The sequence below is a fragment of the Sphingobium sp. genome, from assembly GCF_035511395.1.
In the GTDB taxonomy this organism is placed as follows: Bacteria; Pseudomonadota; Alphaproteobacteria; order Sphingomonadales; family Sphingomonadaceae; genus Sphingobium.
This window is the reverse complement of sequence record NZ_DATKFP010000349.1, coordinates 1-4,819: the sequence shown is the minus strand read 5'-3', so window position 1 is coordinate 4,819 and position 4,819 is coordinate 1. Positions and strand designations below refer to the sequence as shown.

The window sequence follows — 4,819 nt, the reverse complement described above, 5'->3', positions numbered from 1 at the left end:
ACAGGGTCAAAGCGGCAAGGCTGGTGGCGGCAAGAAGCGAGGCGCGGCGGGCGCCGCGCCGGAAGGCATGGGTCATGGCAGGTCTCCGTCAGGGTGCGAGGGATGAGGGATCAGGCGATAGTCGCCGGTTGCGGGATTAAGGCCATCGACGCGCGCAAGCTCGGCGAGCCGGCGGCCGTGGCCGTCGCGGACCAGCACCGCGACCATGTCGATGGTCTCGGCGAGCAGCGCGCGCGGCACGGTGATCACCGCTTCCTGGATCAGTTGCTCCATGCGCCGCAGCGCACCGAGGGCGCTCCCGGCATGGATCGTGCCGATGCCGCCGGGATGGCCCGTGCCCCAGGCCTTGAGGAGATCGAGCGCCTCGGGCCCGCGCACCTCGCCGATCGGGATACGATCGGGCCGGAGGCGCAAGGCGGAGCGCACGAGATCGCTGAGCGAGACGACCTCGTCCTTGGTGCGCATCGCCACCATGTTCGGCGCGGCGCACTGGAGTTCGCGGGTGTCCTCGATCAGGACCACGCGGTCGGGCGTTTTCGCCACTTCGGCGAGCAGGGCGTTGGTGAGCGTGGTCTTGCCCGTGCCGGTGCCGCCGGCGACGAGGATGTTGCGCCGCTCGGTAACGGCCTGGCGCAGCGCTGCCGCTTCCCGGTACGTCATCACGCCGGTTACAGCATAGTCGTCGAGAGTGAAGACGGCGACCGCCGGCTTGCGGATGGCGAAGACCGGTGCCGTGACGACGGGCGGCAGCAAGCCCTCGAAGCGCTCTCCGGTCCCGGGAAGCTCTGCGGAAACCCTCGGAGCCTGGCCATGGACTTCGGCGCCGACATGATGGGCAACGAGGCGGATTATCCGCTCGCCGTCCGATGGGCTGAGGGCCTCGCCGCTCTCGGCGATGCCTTCCCCGAGCCGGTCGACCCAGAGCCGGCCGTCGGGATTGAGCATGACCTCGATGACGGCAGGATCGGCAAGCCAGCCCGCAATCGCATCGCCCATCGCGGTGCGCAACATCCGCGCGCCGCGCGTTCCGGCCTCCGATCGAAGTGGCAGAGCGTCCATTGCAGTCCCCGTTCCGGCTCCGGACAAAAGGTCCGGTGCGCGATGGGGACGATTAAGAGACGCAGAAATCCTTGCGGTTCAACGGGGATTTGCGGACATAGGGCGCTGGCGAAGAAAGACAGGCTGCGGCGTAGATCGCGGCGATCACGCCGCCTTAACCTGAGGGAGAATTGCTACAGCGAGGCGGAGCGCCGCCACGCTTCTCAAGTACGCGGCGGCCTCCTTGGACCGGCCGTTGTCTCAAGCCAACCGGGCCTTCTGCAATTTAACTGCCATCTGGACTGATGGCAACCAAAGCAGTGGCATTGGAGCCCTTCAGCTCACCTCCCATCGGTATGATAGGCTGTTGCGCAAACTGGTGGCGCGGGTCAGTTTTGCCTTGGGCAGTGGTACTGCGCGCCGATCCTGAATGCCCCTATTATCACCTATTACAATTCAGCCCACTTGAATGGCGAATGACTGTTGCTGGGACAAAGCCGCCGCTCCCGAGTTCTCTGCCGAGCGTCCGGTATTGTCGAGAGCTGACGCTCAGCCGCCGTCTGCTCGAACGCGCACAGCTGCAAATGTGCCGGTAGCGGCCGGTCATCTTTCGGATGCGAGGACGCAGGAAGCGGAGGTCGAGCTTTCGTTCGATCAAAGCAGCTCAAGCTCTACTGGGTTGTCTCCAAGATGGCCGCTGTCGCTTCGTACGGCATGTCCCACACCGGAAAATGGCCGCTGTGGTTGAACCAGTGCAGAGTCGCGGATGGGAATGCCGCTCTCGCGCGCTCGGCTTGAGCAGGCAGGCACAGCCGGTCATGTTTGCCCCATCCGATCAAAATGCGCTGCTTTGGATCCGCTGCCGGACCGCGCTGCTCTGGCCCCCTGGCAAGGTCCTCAACAAGGGCATCGAACGTCGGCGTATCGGTGATGCTGGTCAGCTCGGTACGAACTAGCTCAGGCGAAAGTGTCGTCGGCTTCGCAGACATGCGCGGCGACGATTACGGTGGCCGATTGAGCGGCGATTATGATGGCCGGTAGGATCGGTTGTCTGGCCCGGTCGCAGGGAGGGGCGTAGCCCCGACCGAAGAGCGGGCCAGACAACCGATGGCGATCTTTTTCCCCTTCATCGGAGGGGGTTGATCAGGGCTGTGGCGGGCGGTGGTATCGGAACACTCATCGAACATGAGAGCGATGGGGTGCGATGCCGGGTTCCCACATATCTGATCAACAGGTGCTTCTATTCATGGTTGAACGTCGCCATCACCCCCAGGCTGTCGCCGCCGCCAAGGCCGGTATCAGTGCGCGCAGCGCACGCAGGATCGAGAAGGATCCGCGCTTACCGTCCCAGAAGAAGCAGGCGCGCCACTGGCGCACTCGCGCCGACCCCCTCGAGCTATTCTGGCCGCGCGTGGAAGAGCTGCTAAAGATCGAGGGTATCATTGCGGTCACCATCTTCGAGACGCTCCAGGACGAGTTCGGCGAAGATGCGGTCCCCGATAAGATCAGGCGTACCCTCGAACGCCGGATTGCTCGTTGGCGAGCGCTGAACGGAACCGAGAAGGAGATATTCTTCCCGCAGCATCACGACCTCGGTCGGCAAGGTCTTTCGGATTTCACCGTCTGCGACAGCCTGCGGGTGACCATCGTCGGCGAGCCCTTCGATCATCGCCTCTATCATTTTCGTCTGGCTGCAAGTGGCTGGGAACACGCGGCCGTCGTTCTGGGCGGAGAGAGCTTCGCCGCACTGTCTGAACATCTGCAAGATGCGCTGTGGAAGCTGGGCGGCGCACCGATCGAGCATCGCAGCGATTCCCTGTCGGCTGCCTACAAGAACCTCGACGCAGACGCTCAGCGGGATTTCACCCGCAGTTACGATGATCTGTGCCGTCACTATGGCATGGTCGCTACCCGCAATAATCGCGGCGAAGCTCACGAGAACGGGTCGATCGAAGGCTCCCATGGTCACCTCAAGCGACGGCTCGACCAGGCTTTGCGCCGTCGCGGCAGCCGGGACTTCGCCAGCGTCGAAGCGTGGCGCGAGTTCGTCGAGGCCCAGGTCGCCAAGCAGAACCGGCGGCGTGCGGCCGTGATCGATCAGGAACGACGGGTACTGCGATCGTTACCCGCGCGTCGGACCACGGATTTCGCCATGCTCAGCGTCGATGTCACCCGCAATGGTACCGTCAGCATCGACCGGGTCATCTATTCGGTCCCATCCCGCCTCGTCGGCCAGCGGCTCCATGCCCATCTCTACGACGATCGCATTGAGCTTTTCCTCGGGCCAGACATGGTGATGACCACGCCCAGGGTGCGGGTGAAGTTTCCGGCGCGCGCCCATCGTATCGATTTCCGGCATGTGGTCGCCAACCTGCGGCGCAAACCCGGCGCCTTACGTCATTTGGTTTACCGGGATGCCTTGTTCCCTGACCATGCCTATCGCCGGGCGTGGCAGGCTTTCGATGCCCAGCTCGATGCGCGTCAGGCGTGTCGTGATGCCGTCGCATTGCTTGATATCGCCGCCAGAGGGGATTGTGTCGAAGCGCTGGCGCGGCGGATCGACGCCGCACTTGATGCTGACCGGCTTCCCGACGTCAGTGCGCTGAAGGATGAGTTCCTGCCAACGACGAGAACACAACGCGATGTCACCATCCCACCACCTGATTTGTGCGGATACAATAGCCTGCTCGCCAGCGCGGAGGCCCGCTCATGACACGGACCAGGGATCAGGCCGCCGCTGTGCTGCCCACGCTGCTCAAGACGCTGCGCTTGCCGAGCATCAGCCGGAACTGGAAGCGGCTGACCGATACCGCCGATCAGGATGGTTGGCCTGCGGCCAATCTCCTCGCATCGCTCCTGGAGATCGAGATGGCCGAACGTACCTCCCGCCGCATACAGCGTCATCGAGACCAGTCCGGCCTGCCGGCAGGAAAGACCTTCGCCACCTTCGATTTCGATGCCGCTCCCGGCATCCGCAAGCCACACCTCTTGTCCCTGGCCGCCGGAGATGAGTGGATCGATAACGGCAGCAATTTGCTCGTTTTCGGGCAATCCGGCACGGGCAAGACGCATGCTGTTGCTGCCATCGGTCATTGCCTCATCGATGCCGGGCGTCGCGTCCTGTTCACCTCCACCACCGACATGGTCCAGAAGCTCCAGGCCGCACGCCGCGATCTTAACCTACCCGCAATGCTCGACAAGCTCGACAAGTATGACCTCATCGTCCTCGACGACCTGTCCTATGTCCGCAAGGATCAGGTCGAGACCAGTGCCTTGTTTGAGTTGATCGCCCACCGATACGAGCGCCACTCGATCGCCATTACTGCAAACCAATCATTTTCTGCTTGGGACAATGTCTTTCCGGATCCCGCCATGACGGTCGCGGCCATCGACCGCCTTGTGCACCACTCCACCATCATTGAGATGAACGGCGAAAGCTACCGTAAGCGATCTGCCATAGCTCGCATCGAGCCCATGCAGGACCAAGATGAGCCCAGCGGCGACCGGCCATCATAATTGTCGCCGACTTCATAGCCGGGAGCATCCGGCATGAGGCAACGCAGGTCCGGGTAATTGTCGCCAGCGTCAATTACCCTGATCGCAGGGGCCCGCTTCCAATCAAACCGTTCTTCCACTGCCAGCGACAATTACACGCCCGCATAGTTGTCGCTGGCCGTTGCCTCAAATGCCATCTCATGGTAGCCCAAAATCACCACCCGGCGCAGCCGCCTACCGGCCATCATAATCGCCGCCGACCGGTCTCCCTAATTGCCGCGCTATA

3 protein-coding genes are annotated in these 4,819 nt (G+C 63.0%); 2 read left to right on the top strand and 1 reads right to left on the bottom strand.

The features are described 5' to 3' along the window. Positions 1-72: 72 nt before the first annotated feature. A complete protein-coding gene (trbB, locus tag VMR39_RS23800; protein WP_325419856.1) occupies positions 73-1,059 on the bottom strand; it encodes a P-type conjugative transfer ATPase TrbB in 987 nt (328 codons plus the stop codon). A gap of 1,183 nt (positions 1,060-2,242) precedes the next feature. Here trbB and istA point away from each other — a divergent pair. Further along, positions 2,243-3,751: an IS21 family transposase gene (gene istA / locus VMR39_RS23795; protein ID WP_037511022.1), complete on the top strand. Its 1,509-nt coding sequence runs from the start codon at positions 2,243-2,245 to the stop codon at positions 3,749-3,751. Further along, entirely contained in the window at positions 3,748-4,554 is an 807-nt protein-coding gene (gene istB, locus VMR39_RS23790) for an IS21-like element helper ATPase IstB (protein ID WP_037511020.1), read from the top strand. The genes istA and istB overlap by 4 nt, the downstream gene beginning before the upstream one ends. Positions 4,555-4,819: the final 265 nt, after the last annotated feature.

What these genes read in the sequence shown, in the direction of transcription:
- trbB (WP_325419856.1), bottom strand. Translation starts at nt 1,059, where the DNA reads ATGGACGCTCTGCCACTTCGATCGGAGGCCGGAACGCGCGGCGCGCGG.
- istA (WP_037511022.1), top strand. Translation starts at nt 2,243, where the DNA reads ATGCCGGGTTCCCACATATCTGATCAACAGGTGCTTCTATTCATGGTT.
- istB (WP_037511020.1), top strand. Translation starts at nt 3,748, where the DNA reads ATGACACGGACCAGGGATCAGGCCGCCGCTGTGCTGCCCACGCTGCTC.